The following is an 18,671-nucleotide window of genomic DNA, read 5'->3' on the forward strand; positions in this document are numbered from 1 at the left end:
GGCCGCTCACGGCTGCACCGCCTGCGTCGACAACTGGATGTTCTTCGCCTTGCCTGCTTCGATCTTCACGTAGGTCACCTCGCCAAACCGATCATGTCCACGTGTCCAGCCTTCGCCGCTCGACGCGCGCAACGCGTCGAGACTCGTGGCCTGCGGCAGCGCTGAACCATCGCCGCTCACCATGGTGGAAGGATGGCCGTGGATGGCCAGCACATAGTCGTGCACCACGGGCTTGAAACTACCGACCGGTGCTGCGACACGGAAGCTCACCACCTCGCCCTGACGACGCACGGACAACGACTGCAGGAAATACCTGCCCTTCTCGTAACCGTAGGTCTCGCCATCATCGTCATAGACGTCGAAATGCGTTTCGCTATCGGACGGGAATACCTGCACATCCAGCGCCGTCACCGGCTGCTGGCCGACGTAGTCCATCACAGGCTGCTGCGGGATGATGGCGCCCTCGCGTACGAACAGCGGGATGTCACTCCAGCTAGCCGCGTCAACGGCAAGCGTGATTTCCTGATTACCCTCGTACGCCTTGCCGTCGAACCAGTTGATCCAGTGTCCCTGTGGCAGGCGCAGGCGCTTGGTCGTCTGCCCTTGCTCCACCACCGGCGAGACCAGCAGGTAGTCGCCGAACATCCAGGCATCCACGCGATCCCGCTGCGCCGGGTCCTGCGGATAGGCGAACTGCAGCGGGCGTACCAGTCCCACGCCGTTCGCATGCGCCTGGTATTCATAACTGTAGATGTAAGGAATCAGCGAGTAGCGCAGGCGAATCGCGTCCGTCGCGGCTTTCTCCGCGATCGGGCCATAGACCCAAGGCTGACGCTTCTGGCCGAAGTCACCGTGCACACGGAACACGGGCGTGAAAGCGCCAAACTGGATCCAGCGCGCATAGTTCTCGTCAGTGGGGCGAGGCGCCTTAAAACCGCCACCGTCCATCCCCCAATGCATCGCGCCTACATCGAACGCGGCGAGCATGCGCTGGCGCTGCGCGGCCATGCTGGCGAAGCCGCTCTGGATATCGCCCGACCACACGCCATAGGCGTAGCGCTGCGAGCCCAGGTAGAAGTTGCGGTTGATCGACCACACGCGCTTATCGCTGATAGCGCGCTGGCCGTCATACATAGCGCGCTGCATATTGAGGAACTGGGTATCGACACCGCTATCGTCGGCTTCATCATTCCACCAGCCCACGATGCCGGTGTCGAACGAGTGCTTCAGCGCATCGTTGAAAAACCATGCACGCACTTCCGGCTTGTCGAAGTCCACGTCACGCACTGGCTTGTGCGAGAAGTAGTCAGGTGCTTCCTTCGACTGCGCCAGCCAATAGCCTCGCGCCGTCGCCTCGCGCCCTTCCACCGTGTTCACGTGCACGCGCGGCTTCATGATGCCGGTCATGTGCATGCCGCGCTGGTCCATCTGTTGTTTGAGCTTGCCGTCGGGACCGTCCGGGAATTTGTCGGTGTTCCAGCGAAACTCGCCCATGTCCTCACCCCACGCCTTCCAGTCGAAGTCGAAGGTGAAGTTGTCGATGGGGATGTGCTTGGCGCGATAGGTATCCACCAGCGTCAGCACTTCCTTCTGGTCGATGCCCCACTGGCTGTTGGTAAAGCCCATGGCCCACTTAGGAAACATCGGCGAAGCGCCGCTGATCTGGCGCAGCTGAGCAAACAGTGCGTCGGGCCCACCGACGAGCAAGTAAATCGTGCGCACCGGCCGCTCCTGCGCATCCTGCGCTCGCGGTACTGGCACATCCGTGTGCGTCGCTTGCTGCTTTGACTGGATCCCGATATCCGTCGCACTGAGATTGAACTGTGCCGGTTCCGCATCAGCGAGCACACCGTAACCGGCCGTGCTCCACACGAAAGGCGCTCCGGTGTGCCCTTGCTTGCCAGCAGTGGCGATCTGTTTGCCCTGGCGAATCAGATCGCCCGTTTCGGCATCAAACGCGTTAAGGCCGCCAATGCCGTACTGCGGATCGTCCTTGGCATGGCGCAGCGACCATCGACCATCCGTCGCGCGCGAAAGATCGGCACTGAGCAGAAGGTGGCCGGCTGCGTCTTCTATCTTCAGCTCCGCACGATGAGGATTCCAGCGCACGACAAGCCGATCCGAACGCAGGATCTGTTCGTCACCCTGCGTCTCGCGCTTCACGTCCACCGGTTCGAAGCTGGCCTGCTCATCGACCACCGGCGTGGCTGGCTCGCGTGTGCCGTCGACGCGCAACTGCACGATGCCCGGCGCCAGCAGGCGCAGCTCAACCTTGCCCTTGGGCAGGGTCAGTTCCATGCGGTCGGCGCTGGCATCGTTGCGCGCCGCCATGATCGCCGGCGTGGCAGTCATGGCGGACAACAGCGCCAGCGCGAGCAGCCTTGTACGCATCAGCGGATCACCACGGTGCTATAGGCGGGAAGTGTGAGGTTGCCGTTGTCCAGCGCGGCTTGTGGCTTGGTGGTCATCAACACGGCGGCGTCCTTGGGCAGGAGATCCGCCTTAGGTTTCCACACCGCGGCCTTGCCGGAAAGGTTATGCACCACTAGCAGCTTCTGCTTGCCGTCGTTGCGCCAGTAGGCGAGCAGGCCCGGCTTGCCGGTAGCCAGCACGGTAAGGTCGCCGTCACGCAGTGCGCTGTTCTGCGCACGCCAGCTGATCAGCGTGCGATAGGTGGCGTACAGCGAATTCGGATCGTCCTGCTCCGCCTGCACGGACACGACGCCGCCCTGATTCACGCTTGACGGCTTCCAGCGCGATTCGCCCGGACCTGCCTCACGCGTCCAGCGCATCGGTTCGCGCAGGTTCTCGTCCGGCTTCTTGCCTTCCATGCCCAGCTCTTCGCCGTAATAGATATACGGCCGGCCCGGCAGTGTCAGCAGCATCGCTGCCGCCACGCGCATGTGATCGAGGTTGCCCTTGAGGCGGCTCATCACACGTTCCTGGTCGTGGTTGGACAGGAACGTGGAGTCAATGTGCGGCGTATCGCCCGCCACCTTGTATGCATCGACCGTGGCCTTGAGCAACGTCGCCAACGGCGCGGCGTTTTCGCTCTTGGCGCTGAGGATCATCTGCTCGGCCAGCGGGAAATCGAAGATGGAACCTAGCGGCTTGAGATACGGCGCAAGCTCCTTGGGTGACTTGGCGCTCACCTCGCCCACCAGCGTGACGTTGGGATGCGTCTTGGCGAGTGCGTCGTGGTACTCGCCCCACCACTGCACGTTCTTCGCCAACGCATTGGGGTTGCCGACATCGGTCTTGAAGTCGACGTAGATGTGCTTGGCCGCATCCAGTCGGAAGCCGTCCACACCCTTATCGAGCCAGTACTGCCCCACCTTGATCATCTCGGCGCGAACCGCCGGATTGTCGTAGTTGAGATCGGGCATGTGACCGCCGAAATCGCCGATGTACCAGCCCTCGTTGCCGGCGTGCCAGATCGGCGTGTCCGTGGCACTGAGCGTTTTCAGGTTCGGCTGTTTGGACGTCCAGGTGTACCAGTCGCGATGCGTGTCGCTGGGGTTCTGCGCTGCCACAAACCACGGGTGCTCTTTCGCCGTGTGGTTGATCACCATGTCCATGGTCACGGCGATGCCGCGCTTGTGCGCTTCGGCCACGAGCTTTTCGAGGTCAGCCGTGCTGCCGTACTGCGGGTTGATGCCGTAGTAGTCGGTGATGTCGTAGCCGTGGTAGCTCGGCGAGCTGTTGATCGGCATCAGCCAGATGCCACTGATGCCCAGCTGCTTGAGGTAATCGAGCTTGGCGGTGACGCCGTTGAGGTCACCGATGCCATCGCCATTGGTGTCGTACCAGGCGCGCACGAAGATTTCGTAGTAAACGCCAGAAGGCTGCGCGTTGGCCACCGGGGCCGGTGCGGCAGCTTGCGCGCGTGCGTCAGCGAGCGTGCCGGTGCCCAGTACAAGGGCTACGAGAAGAGCGAGAGGTTTAAACAGACGATTCCGCGACATGCCGTTCTCCATGCTGGGACGCTAAACCCAGTGGGGAACGGTACACGAATGCGGACTTCGCTTCGGACCGGTGACCGCCACGCCGGGCCTCGCGGTGTGTAAATGCTGCGCTGGCAGCACCCAAAAGCATCGCGCCGGCCCCTTGAGGGAGCCGGCGCGATCGTGGCTTACAACTTGAACTGCACGCCGAGGTAGCTGGTTCGTCCGAAGTACTGGATCGTACCGGTCTGCTGCGGGTTGCCGCCGAAGTACGTCCGGGTCGGCTGGTTGGTCAGGTTGAGCATCTGATACACCACCTTGAACTGGTTGGTGATGTCGTACGACGCCTGGAAGTCGTACACCGTCTCGGCCGCGAAGGTCACGAGCTGGTTGGTAACGGCAACCTGCGTGTCGGACAGGAACGACGAGCGGTAGTTGCCCGACAGACGAGCCGAGAACGGACCGTAGTCGTAGAACAGCGCCGCGCTCGCCACGCGCTTGGACAAGCCCGGCAGGCCAACGTAAGTGGTCGGGCCACCCAGATTGGTCGGGTTGCGCACGGTGCTGTCGGTCAGCGCGAAGTTCGCCTGCACGCCCAGGCCGGCCCAGATGCCGGGCAGGAACTTGGTCTTCGAACCAGACAGTTCCAGACCCTTCACCAGACCGCCGTTGGCGTTGTATGCCGTCTGGTATTGGCCGTTGAGATACGGCTTGCCAGGGGTGGCCGGATTCTCCGGGACGGGAATGCCGGCCGCGGCGAAATCGAAGTTATTTAAGGTGACATCCTGCACGAACGACTTCACGTCCTTGAAGAACACGCCCGCCGTGACCAAGCCCGACGAATCGTCGAAGTAGTGTTCGTAGTCGAGGTCGTACTGCGAGGCACGCAGCGGATCGAGCAGCGGACTGGTGCCGCCCCACACGTTGTACTGTGCGCCGACGCCTGGGCCGTTGGACACCCACGAACCCGAACCTGCCAGCATCTTGTCGATCGGCGGACGCGACAGCACCCTGGCGGCCGAGAAGCGCACCATGTCGTCGTCGGTGAGGTGGTAGATCAGGTTGAGCGACGGCAGGTAGTCGGTGTACGTCTTGCCCACCGTCAGCGGCGCGTAGTCGTAGCTGGTGTAGCCGTTGCCGTCGGTAATCGGAATACCGCCACCGTCAGGCAGCTGCTGAAGGCCGGTGCTGTACTGCGACTGGTGCGACACGCGGATGCCGAAGTTACCGGTCAGCTCGTGGCCGAACACGTCCTGCGCATCGATATCGCCCATCAGGAAGATGTCGCGCGTCTTCTCGTCCACCTGGCCGCTTTGGATGTAGGTCCAGTTGTTGGCGTTGATGTCCTTCACCGGGTTGGCGGTGATGCCATGCGAGGCAAGGATGGCCGGACCATTGAGCGTCAGGAAACACGGGAAGCCGGAGAACTTGCCCTTCCAGCAGGTGACCTTGGCATCGCTGGCCGGGATGCTCAGCGGCAGCTCGCCCGCCACCGGCGAGGTGTTCCACTCCGAACCGTACACGTACGCCTCGCGATCGGCGTTGTACGTGTGGTTGTTCATGTACACGCCAGCTTCGATCGCCGACAGCCAAGAGCTGTTGGGCAGGTCGTACTTCACGCTGGTACGGAAGGCCTTCATCTTGTCGTGGTAGATGTACGGATACACGCCGTAACGCGACAAGCCCATGTCGTTGACGTTGGTGTACAGGCCGGGGTTACCGAACTGCGCCGAACCGATCTGGCCGCCGCGCAGCTGGTAGTTCATGGACTGCGCCATCAACTGCGGGTTCGCCGTGCCCAGGCCGGAGTACGGATCGGCCGTGGTGTCAACGTTGATCTCATTGCTCGAAGCGCGCGACAGCGACAGGTCGGCGTCGACGTGCCAGTTGCCGTGGTTCCACTTCAGGTTCAGGCCACCAGAGAAAATGCTGGTGTTGGTGGTGTAGTTGTCGGCGGTGGTCTCGTTGGAGAACTGATTGCCGTACGAGCCTTTCGTGCGCGGATCGGTACCGGTGGTCGGGTTGCTGGACACCGTGCCGCCGACCAGCGTGCCCAGCGAACTCCACACGGGGTTGGTGATCTGCGTGTTGTTGCCATAGAAGTTCTGCGAGCGGAAGCCGTAGCCGAACGACTCGTTCTTGAACTTCGAGTAGAACGCGTCGCCGGTGAGCTGCAGTTCGTCAGTGGGCTTCCACACGATGGTGGCGATCTCGCCGGTGCGGCGCTCTTCACCGCCGTTCTGCTGCAACTGAATACCTTGTGGCAGGTAGCCCGTCGCCGCACCCGGCTGCGAGTTGATCGAGTACTTCGAACCGTCCGAGGCTTCGCCCACGAACTGCTCCGCCACGTGCGGCTGGTACATCTGCGCCACGCCCAGGCCTACGCCCAGCGTGTTGTCGAGAAACTTGCCCTGGTAGGCCGCACTCAGGCGGTAGCCCAGCGCGTTGGCGCCGGCTACATCGTGCGCCTGACCGTCGTAGCTGCCGCGCGCATCGATGGCAAGGTTCTGCTCCTTCGGTGCTTCCAGCGGGTTCGCCGTTTCCATCGCGATGGTGCCGCCCACGCCGCCGGTAACCAGCGAAGCCTGCGAGGACTTGTACACCGTCGCCATGTTGATCAGCTCGGACGGGTACTGGTCGAACTGAATGTAGTTGCTGCCGCTGGTGGACGGCTGCTCACGACCATCGAGCGTGGTCTGGATGAAGTTACCCGAGAGGCCGCGGATGTTGATCTGCGATGCCTGACCGGCAATGCGTTCAGCGGAAATGCCCGGCAAACGGGTCAGCGCGTCAGCGATGGACTGGTCCGGCAGGCCGCCGATGTCGGCCGAGGTGATGACGTTGGTGATGGTGTTCGAGTAGCGCTGGTAGTCGATCGACTTTTCCATGCTCTGGTTGTAGCCCGTCACCGTGATGGCGCCCAGGCTCTTGGCCAGCTGCTGGTCCTGCGTCTCTTTGGACTTGTCGTCCTTCTTGGCGTTCGGATCGCTCTGCTGCGCAGAGGTGTCCTGCGTAGCAGGGGCGGTGGCAGGAGCGGCGGCGGTACCGGTCGCGTTCGCGCCCGTATCCGTCGGCGCCGCATGAATACTTGCCGTCAAACAAAGGCCGGACGCCAGCGCCAGGGCCAGCACATTACGTTTCATTTCCACCGTCTTCCCCTCCCACGGGTTTGCACTTCATCTTTGGTTTTGTAGTTGCCGCGGCAGTCCCCACAGACCGCCGCGGGCTACGCGCCAGTGCATGCCGAATGGTCGGAGGGCCCCGTCGCGTGGCGGCCATGGTAGGGCTGCAAGAAAAGGCAAAGAGGCCTATGCATACGTATTCATGGCCCGGTTTTTTTGTGCACCTTTGACAAAATTCTAATGGCAGCGCGTCGCACGCCATCCCGCGACCGATATCCGCTTACGGGCACTGCCGTGCACTGAAAGTGCGATAGCGCAGCGGTTTTCCCCGCACGCACACGCATCGCCTGCCACAAGATTTCCTTGCAGGAAACGAGCCTGCTGCATCGCAATATCCCGGTTTTTTGAATACGTATGCAAACGAAGCCTCCGCTTCGCACTCTGCCTTTAAGCTGCCCCCGCGCTCTATTCGGACCTGTCGTCCTGCATGCGGCGCTCGCTATTGGGTGGGAACGGGAAACGCGAATGAGTCAGGCACCTTGGTGGCGCGGAGCCGTCACCTATCAGATCTATCCACGCAGCTTCATGGACACCAACGGCGATGGCGTCGGTGACCTGCCCGGCATCGTCGACAAGCTCGACTATGTCGCGAGCCTTGGCGTGGACGCGATCTGGATCTCGCCCTTCTTCCGCTCGCCCATGGCCGACTTCGGCTACGACATCGCCGACTACCGCGAAGTCGACCCGCTGTTCGGCACCAACGACGACTTCGACCGCCTGCTGGCCAAAGCGCATGCGCTGGGCCTGAAGGTGATGATCGACCAGGTGCTCAGCCACACCTCGGCGGAGCACGCCTGGTTCAAGCAGAGCCGCGAAAGCCGCGACAACCCCAAGGCCGACTGGTACGTGTGGGCCGATGCGAAAGACGACGGCACGCCGCCCAATAACTGGCTTTCGCTGTTCGGCGGCTGCGCCTGGCAGTGGGAACCGCGCCGCGGCCAGTACTACCTGCACAACTTTCTGACCTCGCAGCCGGACCTCAACTATCACAACCCCGAGGTGCGCAATGCAGTGCTCGGTGAGGTGAAGTACTGGCTCGACAAGGGCGTCAACGGCCTGCGGTTGGACGCGATCAATTTCTGCTTCCACGACCGCGAGCTGCGCGACAACCCGCCTAAACCCGAGGAAAAGCGCGTCGGCCGCGGCTTCAGTCCAGACAACCCGTACGCCTTCCAGTACCACTACTACAACAACACGCAGCCGGAAAACATCGCGTTCCTGAGAGGAACTGCGCGCGCTGATGGACCAATACGAGGATGTCGCCGCGATCGGCGAGATCTCCTCGGAAGGCTCTCTCGCCACCACCGCCGAGTACACGCGCAACGGCCGCCTGCACATGGGCTACAGCTTCGAGTTGCTCACCGACGATTTCAGCGCGGACTACATCCGCGGCACAGTGAGAAATCTCGAAGCGCAGATGCTGGAAGGCTGGCCGTGCTGGGCCATCTCCAACCATGACGTATCACGCGTGCTCACGCGCTGGGGCAATGGCGACGCCTCGCCCAAGCTAGCGAACCTGCTGAGCGCCATGGTGTGCTCGCTGCGCGGCTCGGTTTGCGTGTATCAGGGCGAGGAACTGGGCCTCACTGAAGCTCACGTGCCGTTTGAGTCGCTGCAGGATCCGTATGGCATCACCTTCTGGCCGACCTTCAAGGGCCGCGATGGCTGCCGCACGCCCATACCCTGGGACGGCGGCGTCAACGCCGGCTTCAGCGTCGGCGAGCCGTGGCTGCCGGTGCCCGCCGAGCATCGCGCGCTTGCCGTGACCCTGCAGGACGCCGCGCCGCAATCGGCCTTGAATGGCTTCCGCCAGTTCATGGCCTGGCGCAAGACCAAGCCCGCGTTGCGCTGGGGCGACATCCAGTTCATCGACACGCCCGAGCCGGTGCTCGCCTTCACCCGCAAGCACGGCGACGACACGCTGCTCGCAGCGTTCAACCTGTCGAAGCAGCCGGTGGAATTGCCGCTAGCCGTGGGCAAGCTCAGCGCGGTCAATGGCCACGGGCTCAGCCAGGGCGCGGCCACCGCCGACGGCATCAGCCTGCCGGGCCACGGTGCGCTGTTCGCCAAGGTCGACTGAATATTCGCTTACCTCCCTCGACGGCGGCGGATATCCCGCGTGATGCCGCCGTCGACTTTTCCCTCTGCCTCGTGCTCCTATGATCGGCATCCCGATTCGTAGGAGCTTTCCATGCGTGCAGTGCTGATCCTTCTGGGCCTCGCCCTTCTGGCCGGCGGTATCTGGGTATTGGCCGGCCACGGCAGCTACCAGACCACGGACACGCTCGTGCAGATCGGTTCGGCCAAGGTCACCGCCACGCACGACAAGGCCTTTCCGCAATGGGCGGGCATCGCCGGTGTCGCGGTAGGTGCGCTGCTGGCGCTGGCGGGTTTCCTCAAGAAGGGCTGATGTTCTCGACCGTCATTCCGGCCCCTGCCCCTTTTCGGGGTGCGCCGGAATGACGAGCGTGTAGGCTTGCGGCATTCTTCCCCGCCCCGGGACACCGAACCATGGAACGACGCCATTTCCTGCGCCAGGCCGGTACGACGCTTGCCGTCGCATCCACGGCAGGGCTCGCCGCCTGTGCGGGACCTCGAGTGGAATCCCGGCCCACGACGACAGGTGGCACTTTTTCGCTACCGCTGATCCGCGCCAGCACGGACCGCATCACCGGCATCTACGTGTGCACACGGCCCTATCGTGCGGAAGGTCCGCGCATCGAGACACAGAAGCTGGGCAAGAAAACCGTGGTGCACAACTACGGTCACGGTGGCAGCGGCTGGTCGCTGTCGTGGGGCTCGGGCACGCTGGCCTTGCAGATGGTGCAGGCCACCGGCGCGAAGGAACTCGGCGTGATCGGTTGTGGAGCCATCGGCCTGACCACCGCCCTGCTGGCGCAGCGCGCGGGCCTATCGGTGCGCATCTACGCCAAGGCCTTGCCGCCGGATGTGTTTTCCATGCGCGCCTCCGGTTTGTGGACGCCCGATTCGCGCATCTGCGATGCCACGCATGCGCCAGCATTGGCGGATCGTTGGGAAATGATGACGCGCATTTCCTATGCGCGATACCAGAGCCTGCTCGGCCTACCGGGCAAGCCGGTCGAATGGATCGATGGCTACTCGTTGTCCGATGCGCCGTTCGGCAAGTTCCATGGCGACGTACCGGACGAGCCCGAATACGGCGAGTTCGGGGACCGCGTGCGCGATCTCACGCCGCGCCCCGTGGAGCTGTCGCCAGGTAACCATCCGTTCCCGGAACCCTATGTGCGCCGTTACACCACGCTGATGTTCAACATCAGCAGCTATGCCAGCTACCTGATGAACGAATACCGGGCGGCCGGCGGCAAAATCGAGATCCGCGAGTTCGAACACCCCGAACAGTTGCAGCAACTACCCGAGCACACGCTGGTCAATGCCACAGGCTATGGCGCACGTGCCCTGTTCAACGATGAATCGGTGATTCCCGTGCGCGGCCAGACGGCACGGCTGATTCCACAGCCGGAAATCACCTACGGCCTGCGGGCACAAGACATCAGCGTGGTGCCACGCAGCGACGGCATCATGGTGCAAGTGATCGGTGATACCGGCAATTTCAACAATGCGGATATCACGCCACACCGCGAAGCGTCAGAAGCCGCCGTGCGGGAACTGGCCGACGTCATGGCCAAGATGAAACGCGCCTGAAACGGCATGCCAGGCTGAAAGCCGGCTGACGCACGTTGACGCGACGCAGACGCCGAGCCACGGGCGGCGCGGCATACTTGCCGCTCGCCCCCGCACCACACCCAGGAGTCCCCCATGCTCGCCATCGCATCTGCCTTGATGAGCAGGCTCTCATGGCGCAGATGTGCCATGGCGCTGTTGCTGGCACTGCTTCCGGCCATGCTGTGGGCGCAGGCGACCATCCAGATCACCCCGCTGCCCGAGGCCAAGCACGCCGCCGTCACCCCACTGGGCGCGACGGATCTCAGCGCCAGCGACGTGCAGCCCTGGCTTGATGCCGAGATGAGCGGCGTGATGCAGAAGGGCTCGGTGACTGGTGCAGTAGTCGTCGTGGTGCGGGATGGCCAGATCCTCTTCTCGAAGGGTTACGGCTACGCTGACCCAGACGAGAAGAAAGCGATCGACCCTGCCACCACGATGTTTCGCGTCGGCGCGATGTCCAGCGTAGTGACGTCGACGGCTGTCATGCAGCTGGTCGAGCAGCACAAGCTTGAGCTCGATGCCGACATCAATCGCTATCTCGACTTCACTATTCCGCCGCTGGATGGAAAGCCGGTCACGCTGCGTGATCTGTTGACGTACACGTCCGGCTTCGAGGATGTGATCAAGCGTGCGTATCTCACGGACCCAAAGCAGCTGGAACAGAACGGGGACTGGCTCAAGCACTGGGTACGAGTGCCCGCGCGCATCTACCCGGCAGGTGACGTGCCCGCCTATTCCACCTACGGCATGGCATTAGCCGGCTACCTCGTGCAGCGTGCATCAGGTCAACACTTCGACGACTACGCCGCACGGCACGTCTTCGAACCGCTGGGCCTTCAGCACGCGACGTTCGATCAATCGACGCCACTCTGGGGAAACTTCGCGTCCAACGCGGGACCAGCGGGCACGCCTGAGTCACCGCGGAAGCTCGTCCTTCCAACGCCAGCCACCGGCCTTGCGATCAGTGGCGGTGACATGGCGCAACTCATGATCGCCCACATGCAGTTCGGCCGTGCCGACAACGCGCAGCTGCTGGAGCAGGCGACCGTCAAGCAGATGCAGGAATATCAGCGCGCCGTCATCCCAGGCCTGCCCGGCATGGCGCTGGGTTTCGCCCACATGGATCGCGACGGTCAGACCGTGCTTGGCCAGGAGGGCGATTTCAATGGATACCACAGCCTGCTTGCGCTGATCCCCGAACACCACTCCGGCATCTTCATTGCGACGGCCGGTGGCGACGCGAAGCCGATGCTGCGTCCCTTGATCGAACGTTTCTCCGATCGCTACTTCCCGCCATTGCCACAGCTGAAACAACCAACGCTCGGCACGGACAAGCAGCACGCTGCACAACTCACGGGCCGCTACACCTCCAGCATCACGTCGCAGAGCAATGTGCTTGCGCTACGCGACCTGTTTCACCAAGGCGAGATCAGCGTGGCTGCAGATGGCTCGCTCCTCGCGCCCATGTTCGGCGCAGCCCACTGGCGCGAGGTGAAGCCCTACCAGTGGGTTGACGACGGCTCGGGCCGCAGGCTTGCCGCCATCGTTGGCGACGGCAAGGTACGCATGGTTTCCACGGATGTGCTGTCGCCCACGGAAGTCTATCTGCCAGCCACCGGCGCCTCTCCCCACCGCGTTGCGAGCATGGTGTCACTGCTTGTCACGGTGTTTGCCCTGATCGGGTTGTCTTGGCCGGTCATGGCGTGGCTGGGACGCCGCCACGCCTCGTTAGCGCTACCTGACCAGGATGTGCGCTGGTATCGCCTCAGTCGCCTCACCGCCCTGCTCTACCTGCTGTTCGCAGGCGGTTGGTGTCTCATCCTGCCACGACTGGGCATGCCGCATCTCGAGATGCGCCTGGCTTTGCTTTTCCTGGTCGGCTCACTGGCCGTGCTCGGTACCGTGCCCGCAGCCATGGAGACATGGCACGCGTGGCAGGGCAAGGTCTGGTGGCGCAGGATCAGCAGCACGATGCTGTTGCTCGCCTGCCTCGGTGCCATTGCATTCATCGCCTCGTGGCACCTGCTGAGTTTCGATCCCAGCTACTGACGCGGCCCGCGCCTCCCGGCGGATAGGTGCCATTCGGGACCGATCCATTCCCGCCCGCTACAATAGGCAGGATGGATGTCTCCCACCTGATCGACAAGCTCAACGACGCGCAGCGCGAAGCCGTCTGCGCCCCGCCCGGCCATTACCTTGTGCTCGCGGGCGCCGGCTCTGGCAAGACGCGCGTGCTCACCCACCGCATCGGCTGGCTCACGCAGGTGGAAGGCATATCGCCGTGGGCGATTCTCTCCGTCACCTTTACCAACAAGGCCGCCGGTGAAATGCGCGCGCGCCTGGATCAGTTGATTCCCGGCGGCACGCAAGGGCTCACTGTAGGCACCTTCCACGGCATCGCGCACCGCCTGTTGCGCCGCCACTGGCGCGAGGCAGGCCTGCCGGAAGGCTTCCAGATCCTCGATGCGGATGACCAGCAACGCATCATCAAGCGCGTGATCGCCGGCCTGGGACTGGATGAAGCGCGCTTCCCACCGCGTCAGGCTACCTGGCAGATCAACCAGTGGAAGGACGAAGGCAAGCGCGCGGACACCATCGAGCATCGCGATCATCCGATGACGCGCACGATGGTGCAGATCTACCAGGCGTATGAAGAAGCCTGCCGCCGCGCCGGACTGGTCGACTTCGCGGAGCTGCTGCTGCGCGCGCACGAGTTGTGGCTGAACAACCCGGCCGTTCTCGAACACTACCGCGACCGTTGGCGTTACCTGTTGATCGATGAATTCCAGGACACCAACACGCTGCAGTACGCGTGGATCCGTGTGCTCGCTGGCCAGACCGGCCAGGTATTCGTGGTGGGCGACGACGACCAGGCCATCTATGGCTGGCGCGGTGCGAAGGTGGAGAACGTGCAGCAGTTCCTGCGCGACTTCCCCGGCGCCAAGACCATCAAGCTCGAACAGAACTACCGCTCCACCTCCACCATCCTCAAGGCCGCCAACAGCGTGATCGCCCGCAATGGCGGCCGCCTCGGCAAGCAATTGTGGACAGACGGCGGCGAAGGCGAGCGCATCGCGCTTTACTCCGCTTACAACGAGCAGGACGAAGCGCGCTTCGTGGTGGAGCGCATCCGCGAATACGTGGCCGAGCACGGCCAAGCGCGCGACTGCGCCATCCTGTACCGCTCCAACGCGCAGTCGCGTAACTTCGAAGAACAGCTGATGCAGCGGGACATCCGCTTCCGCGTGTACGGCGGCCAGCGCTTCTTCGATCGCGCGGAAATCAAGGATTCGCTTGCCTATCTGCGCCTGTCCTCCAACCGTCACGACGATGCCGCCTTCGAGCGCGCGGTAAACACGCCGCCGCGTGGCATCGGCGATCGCACGCTGGACGTGCTACGCCGTCGCGCGCGCACCGAAAACAGTTCGATGTGGGACGCTGCCCTGAGCGAATTGAGCGGCGGCAAGGAACTGGCCGGCCGCGCAAAGAATGCAGTGAAGGCCTTCCTCACCATGATCGAGGAGATGGCCCGCGCCTTTGCCGGCACTGGAACAGGCGACGCGCTGGCGCTCGCCGAACAGATCGACCACGCCATCACGCACACTGGCCTGCGCGACTTCTACGAAAAGGACAGTCGCGGCAATGCCGAATCACGCGTGGAAAACCTGGACGAACTCGTCAACGTGGCCAGCCGTTTCGAGCTGACGCCAGATGACGAGGAAGCAGGCCTGAGCGAACTCGCAGCGTTTCTCTCGCATGCGGCGCTGGAAGCCGGCGAAGGCCAGGGCGAAGCCTGGGACGACTGCGTGCAGCTGATGACACTGCATTCGGCCAAGGGCCTGGAATTTCCCGTCGTGTTCCTCGTCGGCATGGAGGAAGGCCTGTTCCCCAGCCAGCGCTCCGTCGAAGACGAGGGGCGCCTTGAAGAAGAGCGCCGCCTCGCCTATGTCGGCATCACCCGTGCACGCGAACGCCTGTTCATCACCTGCGCCGAATCGCGCCGCATGCACGGTGTGGAAATGCTGGCGCGGCCCTCGCGGTTCCTTGCCGAGATTCCGCCCGAGCTGATCGATGAAGTGCGCCCGCGCGTGCAGGTGAGCCGGCCGCTGTATGGCGGCCGCCCGAGCGGCGGCTCCATCTCGCTGGAGGAGAGCATGCCCTTGAAGCTCGGCCAGCGTGTCAGCCATCCGAGCTTCGGCGAAGGCACCGTGGTGAGCGCGGAGGGCAGTGGTGCGCATATGCGCATCCAGGTGAACTTCTCCAGCAACGGTAGCAAGTGGTTGGTCTACGCGTATGCCAACCTGACGCCGCTATAGGTAGAGCGGCAAACGACCATGAGCGATCAGCCCTCCCTGCGTGACAACCTTCGGCGCCTGTTCGACGTTCAGCAGGGCATGGCGTTCGTCTACCGTCACCTGCCGTGGACACATCGTCTCGTGCAAGGTGCGTGGTTCGCCTTGCTCGCGTTACTGGCCGCCAGCACCGCCTACGGCCTGGGCCTGCTGCTACACACCCAACAGGCATTCTGGGCCGCGTTGACGGCCATCGCAGTGACACAGCAAACCTACCTGGACACACGCTCATCCTCGCGCGACCAGATCATCGGCGCCCTGGTGGGAGGCGTGACGGGCTTTGGCACCACCCTCCTGCTCGGTGAGGATTACACCGCCTATGCCATTGGCATCGTCGTGGCCATTTCGTCCTGTTGGCTGCTTGGCGTTGGCAGCGCTGGACGCCTGAGCGGCACCACCACCACCATCATCATGCTGGTGCCTCACACCGGTTCGTTCTGGTTGATTGCGCTCACCCGCGTGGGCGAAGTGGCGCTGGGCATTGGCTGCTCGCTAGCCGTGGTCGCCGTGGCCGAGCGCGTGCAGCGCTGGTGGGTACGGCCCGCTGACTAAGCCGATTATGATCCGGCAGTTAAACGCACGAAGCTTCGACCGGAACTGGCACCCCACGCCGGGGCTCCCTGTTTCCAGGCATCCGACACAGGCCAGGCCACGATGAACGTACCCTCCGGAGACACGACCGACACCGCCCGCGCACGCCTGGACCACGACATCTGCGTGCACATCTTCACCGCCTCGGCCGCCATGGTCGGCGTGTGCCTAACGGTGATCGGCATCCTTCGCGTGGTGATTTCGCTACGCAAGGAAGACTTGCTGGGCGACGACCTGCTGGCCGTCAATTCCATGCTCTACCTGGCATCCTGCCTGTTGTCGTACTGGGCACTGCGCACACGCAGCATGGGGCGCAACCATCGACTGGAACGCATCGCCGATGCGATCTTCCTCGTCTCGCTGGTATTCACGGCAATCAACGCAGCCTTTATCACCTGGGCGATCTCTGCGAGCTGACGGCGTAACTCGCGCGCCAGCACGCTAGCCATATCGACGTATGGCCAATCCCCAGCTCGCACGATGGGGATTCAAACCTGAGGTCTTATTCCGGCAAGCGCGGCACGCCGTGCTCGCTACGCTCTTCCATCGCGATGGGACGGGTATCCAGTCGTGTAGAACGCGCACCCTGCGGCAGCGGATCGACCGCCTCACCACGGGCAAGCGCCAGCGCATTGCGATAGCAACGCTGCGCCAGCGCAGCATCGCCTTGCCCGGCATGCACATCGCCGAGGGCCTCCCACGCGCCACTGCTCGGCGACAGCGCAAGCGAGCGCTCGAGGTACTGCGTGGCTTTGCCCCATAGTTGCTGACGCGCGCACATGCGGCCGAGTGTGAGCAGCAGTGCGGCATCGTTAGGGTGGGCATCAAGCCATGATTCGGCACGGCGCAACCGCGCCTCGATGTCATCACCGCCCAGCGCCCCATAGGTTTCGATCAACAGCGGCGACCACTCACGGCGCAAGGCGGATTCCACCTCGTCCATGGCGGGCAGCATCATGCCGAACGCGGCGGCCTGGCGCGCATAGGCATCGATCGCCGACGGCACGCGGCGCTGCGCCTTGGGCAACTGCGACCACAGCGTGTTGAGTGCAGCGGCATCCGGAGCGCCGCGCAGCGACGCCGTGAGCACCTGTGCTTCGAGCGCTGCAAAGGTTTTTGTGCTGAGCGCACCGCTCTTCTGCAATGGCTCGAGCGCTTGACGCGCACGACGTGTGTCGCCACTGGCAAGCGCCGCCAGCGCCAGCTCGCGCCAGCCACCAGGAGTGAGGCTGCCGGCATCCGCATCGGCAGCCAGCAAGTTCACGGACTCCGACGGGCGGCCTTCGCGACGCAGTACGCGGGCACGCAGCACGCGCGCCGCGCGCGGTGCGACCTGTGCCGCCTCATCGAGCGTGGCCAGCGCGCGGCTGTTCTCGCCGCGTCGCGAGGTCGCTTCGGCCGCCGCCAGCAACGCGGGGCCGCGCAACACGTCCAGGCGCGAGGCGCGATGCAGATCGCGCTCCGCGTCACCATGGCGACCTTCCATCAGCGCGAGCAGGCCTTCGCTCATCTTCTTGCGGCTCAGGCGGCGATGGCGACGCGTGAACGCGCCGAACGGCCAACGCACCGCAAACCACACGGCACTGAGCACAGCCCAGGCAAGCAGCAGGATGACGATGGCGGCAAGCACGGTGGTCTCGGCCTGCCAGCCACGCAACTGCACCATCACGTAGCCTGGATCCTCGGCCACCCAGTGCCAACCGAAGGCGGCCAGTGCGGCCACGATCACCAGCAACAGAATCCAGCGCCACAACTTCATGGCTTGGCTCCGACCGAGCTGCTGCTCGCGGGCTTCAGCGCATGCACGGCACGGAGGTTACGCAGTTCGCTAAGTGCCGCACCGAGCTGCACGGGTGCACCCGGGGACTCGGCCATCAACGCCGCCAGTTGCGTGCGCGCCTGCTGCACGGGTGCGGCACTGGTGTCGAACTGCGCAGCGATACCCGCGTCGGCACGCTTGAGCGCGGCAACGTAGGCATCGCGATCGGAGGCGAGCAAGGCGGCCTGCGCCTGTGCGAGATCAATCGAGGTCAACTCGCGCGCGAAGCGTGCATCGGCGACGGAAAGCGGGGCACCGTTCGTGCGTTGCACTTTCACCACGCCATTGAGCGCGCCCACGATGCGCGACCAACTGCTTGGCGTGGTACCGGACGATGCCGTGTCCAGCGGTTTGAGCGGCAACTGCATCATCGACGCACGCAGATCACTCAGCGTGGTCAGCGACGCATCGAGATTGACCGTGCGGCTCTTGGCCAGCGCCTCGCGCTCTGCGCCCATGCTCTGGCGAAGGCCGGAGAAGGCGCCATCGTTGACGGCAGCGAGCGCCTGGTCGGCCAACGCATAGGCGGCGAGGGCGCCCTGCGCGTCATGGAACAGGTCGTAACGTTCCTTGGCCATGCGCAGCAGCGATTCGGTTTCATCGAGCAGCATGGCGTCGTGGCCGGACAGCGTCTTCTCGGACAGCTTGGCAACGGCATCTTCCAGATTGCGCGTGCGCTCGGCCTGGCTGAGCACTTCCTCGCGCAGCGAGCGGTTCACCTGGTCGGCGTCACCCAAGCGCTGGCGCAGCAGGTTGCGCTCGCTGTCGCCTGCGCTGGCGGCGCTTTGCAGCGCATCAACCTGTTGCCTGAGTCCGTCGAGCGCGGCGTTGCCCGCCACACTGCCCTGCTCCTGCTGCCACTGGCGCCAGCCCACATAGCCAGCGCCGCCGACGGCAACCAACGACAGTAGTAGCGCGACCGCCAGCGTGCCGCTGCCGCGACGCGCGGGCGGCGTGGCCCGGGCCGCGCGGGAAGAGGTGTCGGAACGCGCGCCCGCAGGCGCACCACTTTCGGGGAGGGAGTCGTCTTGGCTCATGCGAGACATGCTAACAGCCCGCGCCGGCCGCCTCGCATCAA

The 18,671-nt window shown here is 63.9% G+C and carries 11 protein-coding genes and 1 pseudogene; 7 read left to right on the forward strand and 5 right to left on the reverse strand.

Annotated features, from left to right (window positions below):
- Positions 1–6 precede the first annotated feature (6 nt).
- The 3 genes from DYST_RS12125 to DYST_RS12135 form a co-directional block, all read right to left on the reverse strand.
- The gene (locus DYST_RS12125; protein ID WP_239945906.1) at positions 7–2,391 is read right to left on the reverse strand and encodes a TIM-barrel domain-containing protein; all 2,385 of its coding nucleotides are present in this window, start codon (positions 2,389–2,391) and stop codon (positions 7–9) included.
- The gene (locus DYST_RS12130; protein ID WP_239945907.1) at positions 2,391–3,965 is read right to left on the reverse strand and encodes an alpha-amylase family glycosyl hydrolase; all 1,575 of its coding nucleotides are present in this window, start codon (positions 3,963–3,965) and stop codon (positions 2,391–2,393) included. Before DYST_RS12130 ends, DYST_RS12125 begins: the two co-directional genes overlap by 1 nt.
- Before the next feature lie 167 nt (positions 3,966–4,132).
- Complete coding sequence (locus tag DYST_RS12135) at positions 4,133–7,087, reverse strand: TonB-dependent receptor (RefSeq protein WP_239945908.1); 2,955 nt, start codon at positions 7,085–7,087, stop codon at positions 4,133–4,135.
- A 504-nt stretch (positions 7,088–7,591) separates the two neighbouring features.
- Between DYST_RS12135 and DYST_RS12140 the strand changes: the two are divergent.
- The 7 genes and pseudogenes from DYST_RS12140 (at position 7,592) to DYST_RS12170 (ending at position 16,191) form a co-directional block, all read left to right on the forward strand.
- Positions 7,592–9,206: pseudogene (locus DYST_RS12140) on the forward strand (alpha-glucosidase family protein).
- 111 nt (positions 9,207–9,317) lie between these two features.
- Positions 9,318–9,536, forward strand: coding sequence for a hypothetical protein (locus DYST_RS12145; protein ID WP_239945909.1), 219 nt, complete (start codon positions 9,318–9,320; stop codon positions 9,534–9,536).
- 101 nt (positions 9,537–9,637) lie between these two features.
- Positions 9,638–10,810: an FAD-dependent oxidoreductase gene (locus tag DYST_RS12150; RefSeq protein WP_239945910.1), complete on the forward strand. Its 1,173-nt coding sequence runs from the start codon at positions 9,638–9,640 to the stop codon at positions 10,808–10,810.
- Between the two features lie 114 nt (positions 10,811–10,924).
- Positions 10,925–12,880, forward strand: a complete 1,956-nt coding sequence (locus DYST_RS12155) for a serine hydrolase domain-containing protein (RefSeq protein WP_239945911.1) — start codon at positions 10,925–10,927, stop codon at positions 12,878–12,880.
- 71 nt (positions 12,881–12,951) lie between these two features.
- Entirely contained in the window at positions 12,952–15,147 is a 2,196-nt protein-coding gene (gene uvrD / locus DYST_RS12160; protein WP_102300932.1) for a DNA helicase II, read from the forward strand.
- Positions 15,148–15,165: 18 nt separating this feature from the next.
- A complete protein-coding gene (locus tag DYST_RS12165; protein WP_239945912.1) occupies positions 15,166–15,735 on the forward strand; it encodes an FUSC family protein in 570 nt (189 codons plus the stop codon).
- A gap of 102 nt (positions 15,736–15,837) precedes the next feature.
- Positions 15,838–16,191: a hypothetical protein gene (locus DYST_RS12170; RefSeq protein WP_239945913.1), complete on the forward strand. Its 354-nt coding sequence runs from the start codon at positions 15,838–15,840 to the stop codon at positions 16,189–16,191.
- An 85-nt stretch (positions 16,192–16,276) separates the two neighbouring features.
- Here the strand turns inward: DYST_RS12170 and DYST_RS12175 are convergent, their stop codons facing one another.
- Positions 16,277–17,533 (reverse strand): heme biosynthesis HemY N-terminal domain-containing protein, encoded by a 1,257-nt coding sequence (locus DYST_RS12175; RefSeq protein ID WP_239945914.1) that lies wholly within the window; start codon positions 17,531–17,533, stop codon positions 16,277–16,279.
- On the reverse strand, positions 17,530–18,630 hold the full coding sequence (locus DYST_RS12180; protein ID WP_239945915.1) for a uroporphyrinogen-III C-methyltransferase: 1,101 nt from the start codon (positions 18,628–18,630) through the stop codon (positions 17,530–17,532). The genes DYST_RS12175 and DYST_RS12180 overlap by 4 nt, the downstream gene beginning before the upstream one ends.
- Positions 18,631–18,671: the final 41 nt, after the last annotated feature.

Source organism: Dyella terrae (assembly GCF_022394535.1).
Taxonomy (GTDB): Bacteria; Pseudomonadota; Gammaproteobacteria; order Xanthomonadales; family Rhodanobacteraceae; genus Dyella.

What these genes read in the sequence shown, in the direction of transcription:
- DYST_RS12125 (WP_239945906.1), bottom strand. Translation starts at nt 2,391, where the DNA reads ATGCGTACAAGGCTGCTCGCGCTGGCGCTGTTGTCCGCCATGACTGCC.
- DYST_RS12130 (WP_239945907.1), bottom strand. Translation starts at nt 3,965, where the DNA reads ATGTCGCGGAATCGTCTGTTTAAACCTCTCGCTCTTCTCGTAGCCCTT.
- DYST_RS12135 (WP_239945908.1), bottom strand. Translation starts at nt 7,087, where the DNA reads ATGAAACGTAATGTGCTGGCCCTGGCGCTGGCGTCCGGCCTTTGTTTG.
- DYST_RS12145 (WP_239945909.1), top strand. Translation starts at nt 9,318, where the DNA reads ATGCGTGCAGTGCTGATCCTTCTGGGCCTCGCCCTTCTGGCCGGCGGT.
- DYST_RS12150 (WP_239945910.1), top strand. Translation starts at nt 9,638, where the DNA reads ATGGAACGACGCCATTTCCTGCGCCAGGCCGGTACGACGCTTGCCGTC.
- DYST_RS12155 (WP_239945911.1), top strand. Translation starts at nt 10,925, where the DNA reads ATGCTCGCCATCGCATCTGCCTTGATGAGCAGGCTCTCATGGCGCAGA.
- uvrD (WP_102300932.1), top strand. Translation starts at nt 12,952, where the DNA reads ATGGATGTCTCCCACCTGATCGACAAGCTCAACGACGCGCAGCGCGAA.
- DYST_RS12165 (WP_239945912.1), top strand. Translation starts at nt 15,166, where the DNA reads ATGAGCGATCAGCCCTCCCTGCGTGACAACCTTCGGCGCCTGTTCGAC.
- DYST_RS12170 (WP_239945913.1), top strand. Translation starts at nt 15,838, where the DNA reads ATGAACGTACCCTCCGGAGACACGACCGACACCGCCCGCGCACGCCTG.
- DYST_RS12175 (WP_239945914.1), bottom strand. Translation starts at nt 17,533, where the DNA reads ATGAAGTTGTGGCGCTGGATTCTGTTGCTGGTGATCGTGGCCGCACTG.
- DYST_RS12180 (WP_239945915.1), bottom strand. Translation starts at nt 18,630, where the DNA reads ATGAGCCAAGACGACTCCCTCCCCGAAAGTGGTGCGCCTGCGGGCGCG.